Source organism: Streptomyces sp. NPDC057137, assembly GCF_042670825.1.
Classification (GTDB): Bacteria; Actinomycetota; Actinomycetes; order Streptomycetales; family Streptomycetaceae; genus Streptomyces.
The window spans coordinates 1-18,896 of record NZ_JBHUUW010000001.1 but is presented as its reverse complement, the minus strand read 5'-3'; the positions used below and the strand labels follow the sequence as shown (position 1 = coordinate 18,896).

Genomic DNA, 18,896 nt, shown 5'->3' with positions numbered 1-18,896 from the left:
CTGTCACCTGAGTGAGTGTCCCGGGCGAAACGCACCGCGTCCCCCGGGAGCGTGGGCTCCCGGGGGACGCGGCGTGTCGACGAATTACCAGGTCTGTGCGGCTGACTGGTTGCTGGTGGCTGTGCAGTAGGAGGTGAAGGTACCGGCGGGGTCGTTCACGGTGAACTTCAGGGACCAGTTGGTCTCGCTCGGCTCGCCCGTGAGGGCCACCGAGTCGGTGGTGTCACCGGCGGCCAGGGATCCGGCGGCGAGCGGGAGCGGACCGAACGCGATCGGGTCGCCCGTGTTCGCGGCCCCGTGCGCGGCGCCGGAGAACTGCACCTCGCTCGTCGCACCACCGGATGCCTTCTTCAGCTTCAGCGTGGTGGTCACGGTGTTGGCATCGAGCGGGAACTCCGTACGGATGTCCGTGGAGGAGATCTGCAGCGTCTTGCCGCCGCCGGAGTCGGCCGCGTTGAGAGTGATGGTGCCGCTGCCCGCGGAACCGCAGTTGTACGAGGCCGTCGCCGTCGCCGGAGCCACGGCGAAAGCCGAGCCGGCCAGGGCCAGGGACGCGGTGAGCGCGCCCGAGGCCGCGATCGCGGTCAGGGTGAGTCGTCGCGTCGAGAAGCTGTACATGGGGGTGCTCCTTCTTGGCAGTTGCCGTATTCCTGACAGAACTGGGATGCGCACGAGTGCCGGGCCCGGCGTCGCGACTGCATTACAGCCCGTGATCCTCTTCTGGTGGTTGGCGATCTCTTGGCTGCCGCCGATGAACGGTGCGCAGTGGCCGAGGTGCGGTCGCGGAGCGGCCGAAAAGCAATCCCCGCTCCGTGATCGCGAGGGCCCGTGGCGGGGAGAGGGACGGCCGGGGCCCGGCAAGCTGTGGCCCTTGAGGATTCAGCGCTCGTATAGGTCGGGTATGGCACGCACCGACAGAGTGGACTCGACTCTTCCGACCCAGGGAATACCCATGGACCCGACAGGAGCGGCCTTGTCCGAACCACAGACCGTCGTCCCCGCGGAGTGGTGCGTCGTGCTCAACGGCGAGGGACAGTACTCGACCTGGTGGACCGACCGGGAACTGCCCGCCGGCTGGCGTGCCGAGGGGACCAGCGGGGCGCGGGAGCTGTGTCTGGCCCGGGTGCAGGAGGTGTGGGCCGATCCGCGTCCGGCGGGGCTGCGCCGGCGTGCGGCGGAGGGGGTGAGCGCGGGGGGTGCCTGCGTCGCCGGCGTCGTCCGGCGGCAGGCTCGTCGGGTGCCGGGGAACGTGGCCGTGCAGGGTGAGGGGTTCGCGCTGTCCTTCGGGGGGCTCGACGCGATGTCGAACCGCTGGGCCCGGTATCTGCGGTCGCTGGGTGTGGGGCGCGGCGCGCTGGTGGGGGTGCTGCTGGGGCTGGGTGCCGAGATGCACGCGGTGACGCTGGGCGTGTGGAAGGCGGGGGCCGGGTGTCTGCCGCTGGACCCGGCCGTCCCGGCGGCCCGGCTGTGCGCGCTGCTCGCCGACGCGGGGGTTCGGGTCCTGGTCACCGAAGTGGCGTACGGACCGGGCGGATTCGAGGGACAGGTCCGGTACGTGGACGATCCCGAGGTCTCCGGCGCGCTCGCCCGGCACTCCGACCAGCCGCTCGCCTGGGCGCCGGATCCGGAGGACGTGGCGTATGTGACGCAGGTACCCGCGGCGGCCGGGCACCCGCTCGCCGTGGCGGTCACGCACCGCGGCCTGGCGCACCATGTGGCCTGGGCGGCACGCGAGTTGACCGGTGCCGGCGACGGCGGCACGGCGGTGTTCGCGTCGGTCGCCTTCGAGCTGGCGGTGACGGGCCTGTGGGCTCCGCTGTGGGCCGGACAGCGGGTGCTGCTCGCGCCGCAGACCCTGGACCTGGCGGAGCTGGGGGGATGGCTCGCGGCGGCCGGCTCGTTCGCGTTCCTGAAGCTGACGCCAGGTCATCTGGAGTTGCTGGTAAGGCAGTTGGGGGACGCGGGGAGTGTGGCGCTGGCCGCGACCTTCGTGGTCGCGGGCGGGGCACCGGGGCCCGCCGCGGCGCGGCTCGCCGGGCTGCTCAGCCCCGGCCGGCTGCGTACGGAGTACGGGACGGCCGAGACGTCGTACGGCACCTTCCTGACCCCCGTGCGGTCCGGCGCGGACGCGCAGCCGCGAGTGCTCGACGCCGCCTGTCTGCCGGTCCCGGACGGTGCGGTGGGCGAGCTGTACGTGGCCGGTCCGGGCGTCGCCCGCGGCTATGTGGGCCGGGCCGCGCTGACGGCGCAGCGGTTCGTCCCCGATCCCTACGGTCCGGCGGGGACGCGGATGCACCGCACCGGGCAGCTCGCGCGCCGGACGGCGGCGGGGGAGGTGCAGCTGCTCGGCCGTACCGACCGGCAGCTGTGGTTACGCGGGCACCGGACCGACCCGGCGGAGACCGAGGAGGCGCTGCACGACCACCCGGGCGTCGGCGAGGCAGTCGTCATCGACGTACAGCCCGCACCGGGCGATGTCCGCCTGGCCGCCTATGTGGTGCCGCGCCCCGGTGCGCAAGGCCTGGACGCGGCGGCGCTGGTGGCCCACTGCGGGCGGCGGCTGCCCGGACACCTGGTACCCGGGAGCCTCACCCTCCTCGACGAGCTGCCGCGCGACGCCGACGGGCGGGTGGAGCGGGCGGCGCTGCCCGGTCCGCACGGGCAGGCCGGGCAGGCTGGGCCGGACAGCTCCGGCGGGCGGGCGTCGCCGGGGCCGCGCACGCTTCTCGGCCGGCACGATCTCGCGGAGCTGCTCGCGGCACACCGGGTGCCGGGCGCCTGTGTCGCCGTACTGGAGGACGGCGGTCTGGTGGCGGTCGAGGCCGCGGGCCACGACGGCGCGGGCAGGCCGATCACCCCGCGCACCGCCTTCCCGGTGGGGGAGTTGAGCCGCCACGTCGCGGTACTGGGCGCACTGCGCCTGGTGGACGAGGGCGTGCTGGCGCTGGACGCCGGGGTCGGCCGGGCCGGGGGCACACCGGTCACCCTGGCGGATCTGCTGGGCCGCTGCCGCGCCGAGGCGGGCGCCGCGCTGCTGGAGGACGTCACGGGCGAGGCGTTCGGCCCGCTGATGCGGCGCCTGGTGCTCGGCCCGCTCGGCCTGGACGACAGTTGGTTCGGTGGACCCCCGCCCCGTACGCGCGGCAGGGCCGGCGCCCCCGTGGCCCGCCTGGGCCATGACGCCGCCGGCCGCGCGCTCGACGGCGCCCGGCGTGCCACGGATCCGGCCGAACTGTGGACCACCGCCGCCGACCTGGCCGAGGTGGCGCTGGAGATCCGGCGTTCCGTGCTCGGCGCCCCCCTCGCGCTGATCCGCCGGGACACCGCGGCCCGCCTGCTGGCTCAGAGGGCGCGCGAACCGGGCGAGATCCGGACGAGAGGCCCTGCCCCGGACGGCCTCGGCGGCCCTGCCCGGGACGGCATCGACGGCCTCGGCGGCCTTGCCACGACGGTCGACGCCCCCGGCTCCGACCTGGAGTTCGCGCACGAGGCTGCCCCGCCCGGCTACTACGCCGCTTCGCTGCTCTGTCTGCGCGCGGGCAGCGGCCTTGTCGTGCTGGCCAACGGCGGGGCCGGGGACCGGGTGAGCAAGGAGATCGAGGCCCGGCTGAGAGGTATACACCAAACGGCGGACTCGCGTCGGACGGCCGGTGACGGAACGTAGCCGAATTCACCGGATCCACAAGAAAAGCACGAAGTCGCAGCCACGCAGCGTGAATTGGTGCAGAAGTGTGTTGTCAAGATCGGGCCTAGTCCACAGAATGACTGAGCAGTGTCTCCGCGGGGGGTGGGGGTGCGCGCAGTCTCGGGGGGAGGCGGTATGGCGCCCCATTTGTCTTTCCAGGTGCTGGGCCCGCTGAAGGTGAGTGTGGACGGTCGGCCGCTGCCGCTGCGCAGCGCACGGCAGCGCACGGTGCTGGCCATGCTGCTGCTCACTCCGGGGCGCGCCGTCTCCGTGGACGCGCTCGCGGACGCCGTCTGGCACAGTGACCCACCCGTCACCGTCCGCAATCAGATCGCCATCTGCGTCTCCGCGCTGCGCAAGACATTCCGTGACGAGGCGGGCGTCGGCGGCCTCATCGAGACACAGCTGCCCGGCTATGTGCTGCACAGGGAGGGCCACTACGTCGACGTGGCCCACCTGTACGAGTCGGCCGCGGCCGCCCGCGCCCCCGCCGCGGCCGGGGGCGCCGGGGGGGGCGCCCCCCCCGGCGCGGACGCCCCCGCCCGGGGGGCGGGGCCGGTGCTCGACGGCATGGACGACAGCGCGCTGAGCGGCACGGTCGGCCGGATCTCCGAGCTGAGGATCGACCTTGCCGAGGAGTACGCCGCCGTCCAGCTCCAGCAGGGCCGCCATCGGACGGTGGTGGAGAGCCTGGGTCCGGTCGTCGCCGAGCACCCGCTGCGCGAGCATGCCCGCGCCGTCCTCATGCAGGCGTACCACCAGTTGGGCCGCCGGTCCGAAGCGCTGGACTGCTACCGCGAGGGCCGCCGTGTCCTCGTCGCGGAGCTGGGCGTCGAGCCGGGCGCCGAACTGCGGGAACTGCACCGCACGGTGCTGGAGGGCGACGGGCAGGTCCTGGTGCGGGCCGCCGCCGTACCGGACGCCACTGTTCCCGACGCCGCTCCCGGCCCCGTTGTTGATGCCGTGTCACGCCGACCTCCCCTGGCGCGCGAGCCGTTCGTCGGCCGGGAGGGCGCCCTTGAGCTGCTGCGGCGGCTCGTGCCGTCGGCGCCGGGGTACGCCGACGGCACGACGGCCCGCATCGCGACGGTCTGCGGCGCCGCCGGGGTCGGCAAGAGCGCGCTCGCCCTGCACTGGGCCGACCGCGTCGCGGGGCGCTTCCCCGACGGCCGGCTGTACGTGGACCTCCAGGGTCCGCACGGGCACGGCGGTCCCGGTACACCCGAGGCGGCCCTGGACCGGGCGCTGCGCGCGCTCGGTGTGCCGGGCACCTCGATCCCGGCGGACCTCGAGGACCGGGCCGCGCTCTACCGCGGCACCCTCGACGGCAGACGGCTGCTCGTCATCCTCGACAACGCCCGTTCCGTGGACCAGATTCGCCCGCTGCTGCCCTGCCACGGCTCCACCAGGGTCCTGGTCACCAGCCGGGACCCGCTGAACGGGCTCGCCGGATCGTTCGCCGTGACCCGCGTGGAACTGGGCGCCATGAGCTCGGCCGAGTCCCTGGACCTGCTCGCCGCCACGATCGGTGAGCATCGGGTGACGGCCGAACCGGCCGCGGCGCAGCGCCTGGTGGACCTGTGCGACCGGCTTCCGCTGGCCCTGCGGGTCGTCGCCACCCGGCTGCTGTCCGACCACCGGTGGACGCTGCGCCAGATGGCGGCGCGGATGGAGGACCGCCGCGAGCGAATGGGCGTGCTCAACCCGGGCGAGAGCGGGCTGCGTTCGGGCGTCTGGCTCGGCTATCGGGCACTGTCGGTGCAGGCCGCGCGGCTCTACCGACAGCTGAGCATGCTGGAGGTGCCCGACTTCCCGGCCTGGATCGGCGTCCCCGTCCTCGGCGTCACCCCGGACGCCTCCGAGCGACTGCTCAGCCAACTCGTAGGCGCCCGGCTCCTGGAGACCCGTCCCGCCCACGGCGGCGGGACCCGCTACCGCTTCCAGGACACGATGCGCCTGTTCGCCCGGGAGCGGTGCCTGGCCGAGGACGGCGCGCAGGAGCGCGAACAGACCCTGGACAGGGTCCTGACCGCCGTACTCACGCTGGTGTACGCGGCCCAGGAGCAGTTGTACGGCAAGGGCAAGACCCCGAACGGGGACCCGGCGCACATCGAGCCGGTCCCGGGCGAGACGGTCAGCGAACTCGTCGCCGACCCCGTCAAGTGGTTCGAGGACGAGCGCGAGGCGCTCGACGCCCTGGTGGCGCAGGCGGTCCGCGACGGGCAGGCGGCGCGTGCCTGGCTCCTCGTGGTGGGGGCGGTTCCGTTCTACGAGACCCGCAACTACCTGGAGGACTGGCGGCGTACCGCCGAGTGCGCCCTGGAAGGTGCCCGGCGCGCCGGCCACACCCGCGGGGCGGGCACCATGCTCCGCTGTCTGGGGACGCTCGCCATCTACCAGCGCCGCTACGAGGAGGCGCGGGAGCTGCTGCTCACCGCGCTGGCCCAGCTGGAGCGGACCGACGACACCCAGGGCCGGGCCATCGCGCGGCGCAACCTCGCGGTGTGCGCCCGCTTCCTCGGCGACCTCACCGAGGCGGCCCGCTACTGCGAGGAGTCCCTGGCGCTGTTCCGGCAGGCCGGGGACAACTCGGGCCTCTCGCACGCGCTGGGGCTGCTCGCCCAGATCGAGATCGAGCAGGGCGACCCCGAACGCGGCGTGGAGCTGAGCAGCCAGGCGATCGAGGTCAGTTACACGGCCGGGTCGCTGCGCAGCCGCACCCAGAACCTCTACCGGCTCGCCGAGGCGCTGCTCGGCGCGGGCCGGGCGTCGCAGGCGGAGCGGATCTGCCACGACGTGGTGGGCCTCACCCGCGGCCAGGGCGACCGGCTCGGCGAGGCGCACGGGCTGTGCGCCCTCGGCGAGGCGCAGTGGCGGCAGAACGAGCCGCACAAGGCTCGTGCCACTCTGCTGCGGGCGCTGCGACTCGCCGAAGAGGTGGACGACCGGTTCCTGCAGGCCCGGATCGTCACGCACCTCGCCTGCGCCGAAGCGATCAGCGGCGCCATCGGCGCGGGCGAACCCCTGGACTGGGCCCAGGAGGAGTTCCGTACGTTCAAGGCGCCGATGTGGGTACGGCGCGCCGGCCGGCTGCGCGAGGTGCTGAAGTCGCACGACGCGGTCCGCCCCATCGAGGGGTCGGTCCTGGCCTGCCTGCTCGCCGACCGCTGAGCCGAGTTCCCCGCGCCCCACGTCCCGCGCTTCGCGCCCGGCGTCCCGCATCCCGCGTACGTGTCACGTCCAGGGCAGGTCGTCCTCGGTGCCACTGCTCTGCGCGCTGATCCCGGTCCACGGCAGATCGTCGTCCCCCTGAACCGCGCCCACGGCGAGAAGCAGCGGCAGAAGGAGGAGAGCGGCGCCGGCGAGCGCGGTCGCGGCCATACGGGGCTTACGAGGCTTACGCATGATGGATTCTCCTCATTGTTTCTGGAAATGCTTGCGGAAGTGCACTGGCGCACGTTCTGGAAGCATCCTATGAGGCACGCGCTTTTGATGTGATTTCCCTGCTGTTTCGCGTACTCGAAATCGACTCGATATCGCGGGAAAAGTGCTCGCGGATAGTCTTCTGGAGACCAATTCGCAGGGGACCGTCGGGGGATGGGGATTGCGCTGTGCTGAACTCCGCAGGTGTGGCATTCCGGCCCGTCGAAGGAGCCGGTGATCCGCACGGTCCGGGCGCGGACACGTCGGGGGCGCTCGAATTCCGACTGCTGGGCCCGGTCTCCGCGACCCGGGCGGGCACGGTGATCCCGCTGTCAGGAGCGAAGATCCACACGGTGCTCGCGGTGCTGCTGCTGGCGCGCGGCGCTCTGGTCGCCGACAGCCGGCTGAGTACCGCGCTGTGGGGAGACGCGCCGCCGCCCACCTCGAACGCGCAGATCTATACCTATGTGTCCCGGCTCAGAAAAGCACTCGGGAACTACGTGCAGATCTTCCGGAAAGGGCCGGGATATGTGCTCGACGCCCGGGCGGCAAAGATTGACCTGTTCTCCTTCGAACGGCTCGAACGGCTTGGCCGTCAGGCCCTTGAGGAGAACCGCCACGAGGAAGCGGGCAGACTTCTCGGTGGCGCGCTCGATTGCTGGAGCGGCTATGCCCTGGAGAACGTGACCGAGCACCTTCTGCAGTTCGAGCGGCCCCGTCTGGAATTCCTGCGGGCGCAGGCGCTGGAGCGCCGGATCGAGGCGGACCTGTCGTTCGGCCGGCACCGCTCCCTGGTGCCCGAACTCCTCTCCCTGGTGGCCCGCTTCCCCATGGACGAGAACCTGCGCGCCCACCTCATCACCGCACTGCACCGCTCCGACCGGCAGGCCGAGGCCGTCCAGGTCTACGGCGAAGGCCGGCGGATCCTCGACGAACAGCTCGGCGTCGTGCCCGGCCAACTGCTGAGCGGGGCCTATCTGCGGATGCTGCGCGGCGAGAGGACCGACACGCCGCGCCGGCCGCACGTGCTGCTGCCCGGCCGGGCGGCGGCTTTCACCGGGCGCACCGCCGAGGCGGCCCGGCTCAGATCACTGCTGCTGCGCCGCCCCGCGGGCCCCGCCGCCCGGCCCAGGGCGGTGCTGGTCACGGGGATGCCCGGCAGCGGCAAGACGGCCCTGGCCGCCGAGGTCGCCCACGGCTGTGCCGAGGCGTTCCCGGACGGCGTGGTGCACGCCGACCTCCAGGACACCGACGGGACCGCCCGCCCGCCCGCGGCCGTACTCGCGGACATCCTCGCCGCGCTGGGCGAGACACCGGACACCCGGCAGACCGCCCGGCAGGGCCTCAACGAACTGGTGAGCCGCTACCGGGCCCTGACCGCGGACGCCCGGCTGCTCGTCGTCCTGGACGACGCGTCGAGCGGCGTACAACTGACCGCGCTGCTGCCCGCCGGCCCGGACAGCGCGCTGCTCGCCACCAGCCGGGGGCGGCCGGCGTGCCTGCCCGCCGGCCACACCATGAACCTCGGACCGCTGGGCGACGAGGACGCCGTGGCCCTGCTCGCCGAGGCCGTCGGCGCCGACCGTATCCGCGCCGAACCCGCGGCGGTCCGGGACCTGGTGCGCTACTGCGCCGGGCTGCCGCTCGCGCTGCGGATCGCGGGCGCCCGGCTCGCCGCCCGCCCGCACCGGACCGTGGCCCGGCTCAGCGCCCGGCTCGCCGACCCGCACACCCGGCTGGCCGCCCTGAGTTACGGCAACCTCAACCTGGCCCGCACCTTCGGCCGCGCCCTGGCCCGGCTGACCCCGGCCACCGCCGCCGTACTGCCCTGGCTCGCCTCGGTGGGGCCGGGCCCCTTCACCGCCCGGCTCGCGGGCGAGGTGACCGGCCTGGCCGAGACCGAGGCGGAACGCGCCCTCGAAGAACTCGTCGACGGCAGCCTGCTCCTCGCGGAGCCCGACGGCGCCCTCGGCGAGGACCGCTACCGCTTCCACCCGCTGGTCCTGCTGCACGCGGACACGACTCCCCGACGGGAACTGCCCCGGTGACCCCGTGCCAAGTCGACGGCAAGTCCGGCGACAGCCCTGTTCAAGACGGACAGCCGAGGCTGGCCGCCATGAAGCGTAAGGATGGTGACTGCCATGAGTGAGGCGGCCCCGATCACTCGACAAGACGCGGTACAGGCCCTCTACTCGGCCATCGAGGAAGCGGCCGGACTGCTGGAGGTGGAGTACGCGCGCGACGACGTGCTGCGCGTCCTGGATCTGTACGGAGGCGATCTCACCCAGGCACAGGTCGCGTTCCGGGTGGCGACCGGTGCCCGCCGCGCGGGTGAGCTGGACTGCCGGTTCACGGTGCCGCAGGACATCGACCCGTACCAACTCGCCCTGGAGAACGGGCTGTTGGAGAAGACGGACCACCCCGTGGCCCAGTTGCTCGCGGACCTGCGCGACAACTGCCCCGTCGACGGCTACGGCATCGACTTCGGTGTCGTCGGAGGGTTCAAGAAGATATGGGTGGTGCTGCCCCGCACCGCCCTCCAGGACGTCACGAAGCTCGCCGGCCTCCCCTCGATGCCGCGCAGCCTGGGCGAGAGCCTCGACTTCATCGCCCGGCACGGCCTGGGCGACACCGTCGGCCTGCTCGGCATCGACTACCGCAACCGCACCGTCAACATCTACTTCGGCGAACCGCCCGCAGGGGGCATCGCGCCCGAGTCCGTACGAGCCATGCTCCGCGAGGTCGACCAGGCCGAACCCAGCGAGCAGATGCTCCGGCTCGGCCGCCGGGCCTTCGGCGTCTACGTGACCCTCGACTGGGACTCCCCGGTCATCGAGCGGATCGCCTTCGCCGTGGTGACGACGGACCCGGCCTCCCTGCCCGTCGAACTCGACGAGCGGATCGGGCTGTTCGTACGGCATGTGCGACGCGCCGACCCGGACACGAAGTTCGTCTATGCGGTCGCCTCCCAGCCCGACGGTGAGTACTACAAGCTCCAGGCCTACTACCGGTGGGATTCCGGCGTGCCGGAGATCATGCAGCTCCACGAAGGGGCCCTCGCGGACCCCGTGTGACCCCGCGCCGCCTCTGCGCCGCGCTCCCCCCTCTCCTCTCCTTTTCCTTTCTCCCTGTCCTCTTCGCGTTGTCGTCTCATCCTTTTCGAAAGGTCGCACCTTGAGCACCGTAGAAGTTCCGGTACTGATCGTGGGCGGCGGCGGTTCCGGCCTGGCCGCCTCCGTCTTCCTGTCCGGCCACGGCGTCGAGCACCTGCTGGTGGAGCGCCGCGCGGACACTTCGCGCCTGCCGAAGGCGCACTACATCAACCAGCGCACCATGGAGATCTTCCGCCAGTACGGCCTGGCGGACGACGTGGCCGAACCGGCCGCCGCACCCGAGCAGTTCGGCAAGGTCCGCTGGCAGACCACCCTCACCGGCCCGGGCCCGCTGGACGGCCGGGTCATCCACGAGATGGACGGCTTCGGCGGCGGCGCGCTGCGCGAGACCTACGAGGCGGCGGGCCCCGTGATGCCCGCCAAGCTGCCGCAGCTGCGCCTCGAACCGGTGCTGCGCCGCCACGCGGAGGAGCACAACCCCGGACGCGTCCGGTTCGGCCACGAGCTCGTCTCGCTGACCGAGGACGAGGGCGGCAAGAGCGTCACCGCCGAGATCCGCTCCACCGAGACCGGCGAGACCACGACGGTCGTCGCGCAGTACGTGATCGCGGCGGACGCCGGCCGCACGGTGGGCCCCGCCCTCGGCGTACGCATGGAGGGCCTGCCCGCCCTGTTCGACGCCACCACGGCGTACTTCTCCGCCGATCTCTCGCAGTGGTGGACCGAGGGCTCGATCATCACCTGGTTCCTCAACCCCTACCGCCGTGAACTCTCCAGCGCCCTCATCGAGATGGGCCCGACCTGGGGCAAGCACTGCGAGGAGTGGGGCCTGCACCTGCCGCTCGTCGGTATCGACAGCACCGACGAGGAAGCCGTCGTCGGCCGTATCCGCGAGGTGCTCGGCCTGCCCGACCTCGAACTGACCCTGCACGACGTGACCAGCTGGAGCGTGGAGGCGGTGCTCGCCGAGCGCTACCGCCACGGCCGGGCGTTCCTCGTCGGAGACGCCGCCCACCGCCAGCCGCCCGCGGTCGGCCTCGGCCTCAACAGCGGCATCCAGGACGCGCACAACCTCGCCTGGAAGCTCGCCGCCGTGCTCTCGGGCCGCGCCGGCGACAGCCTGCTCGACACCTACGAGGCCGAGCGCCGCCCCGTCGGCCAGTACAACCTGGGCTGGGCGATGTCCGCCGCCTCGCACCACCAGGTGGTCATCGACGCCGCGGTCGGGCTCGGCCCGCACGTGCCGCCGGAGCGCCGCACACCGGTGTTCTTCTCCTACTTCTCGCCGACCCCGGTCGGTGCCGCGCAGCGCGCCCGTGCGGCGGAGATCTTCGCCACCCACCGCGGCGAGTGCCAGGCCCTCGACGTGGAGACCGGCTTCGCCTACGAGCAGGGCGCGGTCGTCCCGGACGGCAGCCGCCCGCCGGCCCGTTCACCGCTGGGCGACGAGTACCGGCCCACGACCCGCCCGGGGCACCTGCTGCCGCACGCCTGGGTCGAGCGGGACGGCGCGCGTGTGTCCACCCACGACCTGGTCGGCTCCGGCACGGGCTTCGTGCTGATCACCGGGGCGGACGGGGCGGCCTGGACCGAGGCCGCCGAACTGGCCGCCGAGAAGCTCTCCGTCGCCGTGACCACGGTCCGGATCGGCGAGGGCGGCGAGTACACCGACGCCGACGGCGCCTGGCAGCGCCTGCGCGAGACGGACGGGGCGGGCGCCGTCCTGGTCCGGCCCGACCAGCACGTGGCCTGGCGCGGCACGGGCACCGAGGCGGACCCGGCGGGAGCCCTGACCGAGGCGCTCTCCCTCGTCCTGGGGCACCGGACCCCGTGACCACCCACACCACCCGCCCGAACTCCCTGACGAACACGGAAGAAACAGCATGATCAACAGAAGGTCCTTCCTCGCCGGCGCCGGCGGGGTCACGCTGGCCACGACGGCGCTCTCCGGCGCCGCGCAGGCCAAGACCGTTGGCTTCGGCAGCCAGTGGAACCGGCTGGCCGACCGGCTCCAGGGACGTCTCGTACTCCCGTCGGACGCGGACTACCAGCGGGCCAAGCAGCTCTACCAGGTCCAGTTCGACGCCACGAGCCCCAAGGCGGTCGCCTACTGCGCCTCCACCGCCGACGTCGCCACGTGCGTCCGCTTCGCCGAGGCCCACGGCATACACGTCGCCGCGCGCAGCGGCGGCCACAGCGCGGCCGGCTACTCCACCACGCAGGGCCTGGTCATCGATGTCTCCGGGCTCAACTCCATCGCGCTCGGCGACGGTTCGGTACGGATGGGGCCCGGCGCCCAGCTCGTCGACATCGCGGACAGACTCGCCCCGGCCGGCCTCGGCATCTCCGGCGGGTACTGCCCCACCGTCGCGGCCGGCGGGTTCTTCCAGGGCGGCGGAATGGGCCTGTTCACCCGCAGCATCGGCATCGCCTCCGACAAGGTGACCTCGGCGCAGGTGGTCCTCGCCGACGGGCGCACCGTCACCGCGTCGCCGGACCGCCACAGCGATCTGTACTGGGCCCTGCGCGGGGGCGGCGGCGGCAACTTCGGGATCGTCACGTCGTACGAGGTCACGCCCTCGCCGCTGACCGACGTGGCCGCCATCAACCTCGTATGGACCTTCGACCAGTCCCTGGACATGCTCGACGGCTGGACCCAGTGGCTGGCCGACGCCCCGTGGACGATCGGCAGCGGTGTCAACGTCACGCTCACCGACGCCGGCCCCGGCACCGTGCCGACCGCCTCGGTGTTCCTCGCCTCGGTGGACACCGGCGCCACGTTCGACACCGAGATCGCCCGGCTGATCTCGCTGGTCGGCCAACCCCCGGTGTACCAGCAGAAGTTCACCGCCCCGTACAAGTCGGTCCTGATGCAGCTGTACCTGTGCTCCGAGCTGACGGTGCAGCAGTGCCACCGCGCCGACACCTCTCCGGACGGGAAGATCCAGCGCCCGGCGTTCGGCGCCTGGCGCAGCCGGCTGTTCGAGCGGACGATGCCGCGCGACGGCTGGGCCAAGGCGCTGGAGACGTTCGACGACAACCGGTTCGCCGGGCAGATGCGCCAGCTGCAGATCTCGGCCCTCGGCGGCCGGGCCAACACCGTGGCCCGCGACGCCACCGCCTATGTCCACCGCGACAGCCTCTTCTCCGTCAGCTATCTGACTTCCAACGCCGCCGCGCCGGTCTCGGCCGAGGCCAAGGCCGCAGCGGCGGAGTACGTCGACAGCGGCTTCGCGGTGATCGACCCGTACTCCAACGGCGAGACCTACCAGAACTTCATCGACCCGCGCCTGCCGGACTGGCAGCGCTCCTACTACGGCGAGAACTACGCGCGCCTGGCCCGGGTCAAGGAGAAGTACGACCCGTACCGGTTCTTCCGGTTCGCACAGAGCGTCCGCTGACCCACCGCCCGGCTCCGCCGGGGAGTCTCCCTCCCCGGCGGGGCGGGCCCGTTTCCCGTGACCCCAGGCATCCCGCCGGTGCGGACCGGCCCAGACAGGAGCACTCCATGAAGATCGCGGACCGCAGGCGCCCGGCCCCGCTGGCACTGCCCGACGAGGTTCGCCCGGACGACGTGCGCCGGGCCACCACCCGGCTGGTCGCCTACATCAGCGGCAGAACCGACGACGACGGAGCGATACGGGAGCAGTGCGAGAGCAGAGTCCTGGAGTCCGCGCTCGCCCTCTCGCTGATCACCCGGACCGGCGCCGACTCCCCGGCCCGCGACCGCCTTCTCGCCTATCTGCGCGGTCACCTGGAGTCCCCGGACAAGCTCGACCGGGTCCTCGCCTCACTCGCCGTCGGGGCCGCCGCGGGCCGGGAGCCCGGCGGCGACAGCGCCCTCGTCGGCACCCTCGCTTCGGGCATCCTGGGCGCCGCGCCGGGCTTCATCTCCACCCGCCGCCGCCTCATGGTGTACGCGGTGCTCTCGGTGCTCGGCTGCCCGCTGCCCGCCGACGCCGAACTCCCGGGCGGCGGACAGGTTCCCACCGACCCGCTGCACTCCTGGGCCGCCGTGCAGCAGGCGTCCATCACGCTGATCCTGGCCGGCGCCCTCGGCGTACGGAACCGGGCCACCGAGGCCGCCCTCGACACCCTGCTGGCCACCGACCCCGCCACCTCCGTGTGGGAGGGCTACGCGCTGATGCACCTGCTGGTGCTGCACGCGCTCGCCGGGACACCCGGCCACGAGGAGACCGTGCGCGGCGGCCTCGCGACGCTGCTGCGCCATCAACGCGCCGACGGCGGCTTCCCGTTCGTCCTGGAGATGCACAACTGGTGCACGTCCACCGGCGGTCTCGCCCTGCACGCGGCGGGCGCCGACCCGGCGCTGCTGCGCCGTATGGCGGCGACGCTCGGCGCCCAGCGGGGTGGCGCCGCGCTGCGCTCGCTCTCCCGCGGTGAGGCGCTGACCGGCGGCTGGTCCATGTCGCCGATCGTCGCGCAGAACGACGTCGACGACACCTCCTGCGCCCTGGAGTTCCTCCAGGTGGTCGACCCGGTCGCGCACGCGGAGACGGTACGGGGCGGGGTGGCCGCGCTGCTCGCCGTGCAGGGCGCGGACGGCGGCTTCCCGACGTACGTCCAGGGAGCCTCCTCCGAGCCGTGCATGACGGCCGCCGCGATCTGCGCGCTCGGCCCGCACCCGGCCACCGCACCGCGGCGCGAGAAGGCCCTGGGGTTCCTCGCCGACAGCCAGCTCGCCGACGGCGGCTTCGAGCCGGGCTGGAGCCGCAGCCGTCTGCACAGCCTGTTCCGGGTACGGCTCGCCGCCTGCACGGCGAGCCCGGACGACGCCCGCTCCGCCGCCATGGCCGCGCGGATCGAGCAGACGGTGCGCGAGACGCAGAACGCCGACGGCGGCTGGGGCATGCAGCCCGGCGACCCCAGCGACGACATCAGCACCGCCTACGGACTGATCACGCTCTGCCACGCCGACGACCCGCGGCCCGTCGGCGCCTCCCTGGCCTGGCTGCTGGAGCGGCAGAAGGCCGACGGCGGCTACGGCGGCCCGCCCGACATGGTCGGTCCGCGCCCCTTCGCCTACCGGTTCCCGCTGCTCACCGACATCCCGGTGCTGCTCGCCCTTGGCCATGTCCGCGCGCGGGTACAGGAAGTGCGGTGAGCTCCGAATCGCCCACCCACCTCAACCGCTGAACCAACTGCCCCGTGAGAAGCACCTTCACCCCCACGGAAACACGGAGAGACAGACATGCTGAGAAAACTGGCCGCCCTGCCCAGCGGAAGGGTCGGCAAGTGGGTCGTGATCGCGCTCTGGGCCGTTGTGCTGGTCCCGGCGCTGATGCTGGCCGGGAAGCTCGGTGACGCGGAGGAGAACGACAACTCGGCCTGGCTGCCCGGCAACGCGGAGGCCACCGCCGTCGTCGAGCGCGCCCAGAAGCTGATGCCCGCCGACTCCGTGCCCGCGATCGTGATCTACGACCGGGCGGGCGGGATCACCGACGCCGACCTGGCCAAGGCGCAGGCGGACGCCGAGGCGTTCCGGAGCATCGAGAACGTCGTGGGCCCGCCGCAGGAACCGGTCAAGTCCCAGGACGGGAAGGCCATCCAGACCATCGTCCAGGTCCACAAGGACCAGTCCGGCTGGGAAGGGCTCGGCAAGGTCGTCGACGCGATGACCGAGGTCGGGAAGCAGGACACGGACGGCCTCGGCTTCCACGTCACGGGACCGGCCGGCTACGGCGCCGACTCGATCAAGGCGTTCGGCGGCGGCGGCGCGCTGACCACGATCACCGCGCTGGTCGTGGTCCTGATCCTGCTGATCACCTACCGCAGCCCGGTACTGCCCCTGTTGCCGCTGATCACCGTCGGTGTCGCCCTGATGGTGGCGGAGGCGGTGATCTATCTGCTGGCCAGGGATGCCGGCCTCGTCATCAACAAACAGACCAGCTTCATCCTGGTCGTACTGATCTTCGGCGCCGCCACCGACTACGCGCTGCTGCTGATCTCCCGCTACCGGGAGGAGTTGGCGCGCCACGAGGACCGGCACGAGGCGATGGCGGAGGCCCTGTACCGCTCGGGCCCGGCGATCGTGGCCAGCGCGGCGACCGTCGCGGTCAGCCTGACGCTGCTGATGCTCGCCGTCCTCAACTCCACCAAGGGCATGGGCCCGGCCTGCGCCATCGGCGTCCTGGTCGGCCTGTTCGCCATGGTGACGTTGATGCCGGCGCTGCTGGTCGCCTGCGGCCGGTGGATCTTCTGGCCGGTGAAGCCGGTGTACGGCGCCGAGGCGGCGGAGAAGGACAGCGTCTGGACCCGGGTCGGGAAGGCCATCTCCGGCCGTCCGCGGGTGGTGTGGGTGGGCACCGTACTGGTGCTCGCGGCGATGACGCTCGGCACGCTCGGGCTCGACGCCTCGGGCCTGTCCAACAAGGACCAGTTCACCAACAAGCCGCAGATGGCGGTCGGTGAGGAGATCCGCGCCGAGCACTTCCCGGCCGGAGCCGGCGACCCCGTCTACGTGGTGGCCAAGGCCGACGCGGCGGACCAGGTCAGGACGGCGCTGGCCGGGGTGCCCGGATTCAGCGGCGTCGAGGACCCGGTGGTCAGCGGCGGCGAGGCCGTGCTGCTCGCGCAGTTGGAGTCCGAGCCCACCAGCGAGGCGGCGATGCGCACCGTCGAACGGGCCCGGACCGCGGTCCACCGGATCGAGGGCGCGGACGCACAGGTCGGCGGCAGCACCGCCATCATGGTCGACACCCAGAACGCGGCGGCCCGCGACTCCAAGGTGATCATCCCGATCGTGCTGCTCGTGGTGCTGCTCATCCTGGGGGTGCTGCTGCGCGCCGTGGTCGCGCCGCTGCTGCTGATGGCGACGGTGCTGCTGTCGTTCGGCGCGGCACTCGGCGTGAGCAGCCTCGTGTTCGAGCATGTCTTCGGCCTCGCCGGAGCCGAGGCGTCGTTCCCGCTGCTGGCGTTCGTGTTCCTGGTCGCGCTGGGCATCGACTACAACATCTTCCTGGTCACCCGCGTCCGCGAGGACACACTGCTGCACGGCACCCGCCGCGCCGCGCTGACCGGCCTGTCGTCCACCGGCGGTGTGATCACCTCGGCGGGTGTGGTGCTGGCCGGCACCTTCGCGGCGATGGCATCGCTGCCGCTGGTCTTCGCGGTACAGCTGGGATTCGCGGTGGCGTTCGGCGTACTGCTCGACACCCTCGTGGTGCGCTCGGTGCTGGTCACCGCGCTCACCCTGGACGTGGGCCGCTGGATGTGGTGGCCCAGCAAGCTGTTCCGGCAGCACGACGACGCCGTGGCGCCGGTGGGCGAACCCGATCAGGTGCCCGTGTACAGCGGTAGATGAACCACCCCTGCCACGGGTCCCCGGTGCCGCCCGCACGGCGGCGCCGGGCCCGTGCGCGGGAGACCGGCCGGTGGACCGAGGGGAGCGGACCGGGCCGTACGACATGAACTTCGAGCGGTGGCTTGTGACAGAGGCGACCGCATGCACAGTCCGGGGCATGTCCGGACAATATTTTCGGGGCAGAACTATGAGTGCAGAGTCGATGGACAGGGGAATCCGCCGCAGCACCATGACCGCCGTCCCGGTGGCCGTCGGACAGCGCGGAAGTCAGGCCGTTGCCGGGCAGCGGCCAGGGGGGAGCACGGGGATCGCGGGGAGCACGGAAGGCACCGGTACGCAGCGTCTGGCGGAACTGGAGCGCGAGGTCCGGGAGTTGAAGCGGGCCAACGAGACACTCAAGCAGTACGTGAGCAAGGTGCTGGACCTCGACACCACCGCCTTCCCGCGGCGCCGGGACGACAGCGTCCCGGACACCGCCGGACACCCCGGCCCGGACGCGGCCGGTCCGCCGGCCCCTCCCGCGTCGGACGCCGGGGTGGAGTTCCGGGTGCTCGGCCCGGTCGAGGCCGCCGTCGGCGGCCGGTGGGTGGACCTGGGAGCGCCCAAACAGCGCGCGGCGCTCGTCCTGCTGGTGAGCCAGGTGGGCCAGCCGGTCTCGGTCGACGTACTGCTGGAGGCGCTGTGGGACGGCCGGCCGCCGCAGTCGGCGATCACGTCGCTGCACGCCTACATCGCCAATCTGCGGCGCGCCCTGGAACCGCACCGGGCGCCGCGCACCCCGGCGACGGTGCTGTGCACCCGCGGGCGGGGCTATCTGCTGGACAGCCGGGCCGTCTCGGTCGACGCCCACCGCTTCGGGGAGAGCGCCACCGCCGGCTGGCAGGCGCTGGACCGGGGTGATCCGCAGCGGGCGCTGTACGCGTTCGAGGCGGGCCTGGCCCTGTGGCGCGGGGAGGCGTACGCGGAGGTGGCCGGGGCCCCGCAAGTCGCCCCGGAGGCCGTACGCCTGGAGGAGATGCGCCTGTCGGTGATCGAGGGCCGCTGCGCCACCCTGATCGCGGTGGGCAACCACGAGATGGCGGTGCCCGAACTGGTGGCCTTCACCCAGGCCCATCCGCTGCGCGAGTACGGCTGCGAACTGCTGAGCCTCGCGCTGTACCGGGCGGGCCGGCAGGCCGACGCGCTGTCGGTGCTGCGGGCCCACCAGAAGAAGATGCTGGAGGACCTGGGCATCTCACCCAGCCCCGCGCTGCAGCACCTGGAGCTGGAGATCCTGCGCCAGGCACCGGAGTTGGAGCATTCCTAGAACTCTCCTCCCGCTGAGGAAGCCTTCGGCGCGGCGGTCCTGGAA

General features: G+C 72.7%; 11 protein-coding genes. 9 read left to right on the top strand and 2 right to left on the bottom strand.

All coding sequences use genetic code 11. The features are described from left to right. Window positions 1-84: 84 nt before the first annotated feature. Window positions 85-618 carry a hypothetical protein gene (locus tag ACFT9I_RS00055; protein ID WP_382558705.1) on the bottom strand — a complete coding sequence of 178 codons (534 nt, stop codon included), beginning with the start codon at window positions 616-618 and terminating at the stop codon, window positions 85-87. 355 nt (window positions 619-973) lie between these two features. On the opposite strand from ACFT9I_RS00055, the gene ACFT9I_RS00050 reads away from it, so the two are divergent. Next, window positions 974-3,664: an AMP-binding protein gene (locus tag ACFT9I_RS00050; RefSeq protein WP_382558703.1), complete on the top strand. Its 2,691-nt coding sequence runs from the start codon at window positions 974-976 to the stop codon at window positions 3,662-3,664. A gap of 156 nt (window positions 3,665-3,820) precedes the next feature. Continuing rightward, entirely contained in the window at window positions 3,821-6,856 is a 3,036-nt protein-coding gene (locus ACFT9I_RS00045) for a BTAD domain-containing putative transcriptional regulator (protein WP_382558701.1), read from the top strand. Between the two features lie 63 nt (window positions 6,857-6,919). On the opposite strand, the gene ACFT9I_RS00040 is transcribed toward ACFT9I_RS00045, so the two are convergent. Beyond that, entirely contained in the window at window positions 6,920-7,090 is a 171-nt protein-coding gene (locus tag ACFT9I_RS00040; RefSeq protein WP_382558699.1) for a hypothetical protein, read from the bottom strand. Between the two features lie 206 nt (window positions 7,091-7,296). Between ACFT9I_RS00040 and ACFT9I_RS00035 the strand changes: the two genes are divergently transcribed. The 7 genes from ACFT9I_RS00035 (at window position 7,297) to ACFT9I_RS00005 (ending at window position 18,851) form a co-directional block, all read left to right on the top strand. Then, window positions 7,297-9,156, top strand: coding sequence for a BTAD domain-containing putative transcriptional regulator (locus ACFT9I_RS00035; RefSeq protein WP_382558697.1), 1,860 nt, complete (start codon window positions 7,297-7,299; stop codon window positions 9,154-9,156). 93 nt (window positions 9,157-9,249) lie between these two features. Further along, window positions 9,250-10,182 (top strand): aromatic prenyltransferase, encoded by a 933-nt coding sequence (locus ACFT9I_RS00030; RefSeq protein ID WP_382558695.1) that lies wholly within the window; start codon window positions 9,250-9,252, stop codon window positions 10,180-10,182. 100 nt (window positions 10,183-10,282) lie between these two features. Continuing rightward, window positions 10,283-12,055 (top strand): FAD-dependent monooxygenase, encoded by a 1,773-nt coding sequence (locus ACFT9I_RS00025; protein ID WP_382558693.1) that lies wholly within the window; start codon window positions 10,283-10,285, stop codon window positions 12,053-12,055. Window positions 12,056-12,104: 49 nt separating this feature from the next. Next, on the top strand, window positions 12,105-13,622 hold the full coding sequence (locus ACFT9I_RS00020; RefSeq protein ID WP_382558691.1) for an FAD-binding oxidoreductase: 1,518 nt from the start codon (window positions 12,105-12,107) through the stop codon (window positions 13,620-13,622). A 107-nt stretch (window positions 13,623-13,729) separates the two neighbouring features. Further along, the gene (locus tag ACFT9I_RS00015; RefSeq protein WP_382558689.1) at window positions 13,730-15,346 is read left to right on the top strand and encodes a prenyltransferase/squalene oxidase repeat-containing protein; all 1,617 of its coding nucleotides are present in this window, start codon (window positions 13,730-13,732) and stop codon (window positions 15,344-15,346) included. Window positions 15,347-15,433: 87 nt separating this feature from the next. Continuing rightward, window positions 15,434-17,545 (top strand): MMPL family transporter, encoded by a 2,112-nt coding sequence (locus ACFT9I_RS00010; RefSeq protein WP_382558687.1) that lies wholly within the window; start codon window positions 15,434-15,436, stop codon window positions 17,543-17,545. A gap of 202 nt (window positions 17,546-17,747) precedes the next feature. Then, the gene (locus tag ACFT9I_RS00005) at window positions 17,748-18,851 is read left to right on the top strand and encodes a BTAD domain-containing putative transcriptional regulator (RefSeq protein WP_382558685.1); all 1,104 of its coding nucleotides are present in this window, start codon (window positions 17,748-17,750) and stop codon (window positions 18,849-18,851) included. Window positions 18,852-18,896 lie beyond the last annotated feature (45 nt).